Annotated in this window: 1 pseudogene; it reads right to left on the reverse strand. The window is 60.1% G+C overall.

Annotation, left to right across the window (positions count from 1 at the left end):
* A pseudogene (gene istA, locus HUK65_RS18590) lies at positions 1–592 on the reverse strand (IS21 family transposase); the annotation flags it as partial.

Here is a 592-nt window from a genome sequence, read left to right on the forward strand (position 1 = left end):
TCCGGAAAGGCCGGCATCAGCTGCCACATGCGATGGCGCGCGTCGCGGACATTCTTCTCGACCTGTCCCTTCTCCCAGCCCGCTGCCGGGTTACAGAACTCGGGATCAAAGACGTAATGGCTGGTCATCGCCGTGAACCGCGCATTCACATCGCGCTTCTTGCCAAGTCCGACCTTGTCGACCGCCGTCTTCGCGTCCATTGTCCTCGGACCAATGGCGGACAATTCCCGCTGTCGTAGATCCCGCGGCCCGGCACGCCTTCGAAGACACGGAACGCATGCCAATGGGCATCGAACAGCATCTCATGCGTTTGCAGAAGATAGGCCCGAACCAGAAAGGCGCGGCTGTGCGACAGCTTGATATGTGCAACTTGGAGCTTGATGCGTTCACCGCCCACATAGGCCCAGTCTTCGCTCCAATCAAACTGAAAGGCCTCACCCGGCTGGAACACAAGCGGCACGAAGACACCCCGGTCGGTCGTGTGATACGCACGCTGCCGTTCGCCCTTCCATTCCCGAACGAAGGCCGCAACACGCTCATAGGAACCGCCATATCCCAGCTTCACCAGATCGGCGTGCATCAGCTTCGCCGT

Origin of the sequence: Rhabdonatronobacter sediminivivens (assembly GCF_013415485.1) — a bacterium.
GTDB lineage: Bacteria > Pseudomonadota > Alphaproteobacteria > Rhodobacterales > Rhodobacteraceae > Rhabdonatronobacter > Rhabdonatronobacter sediminivivens.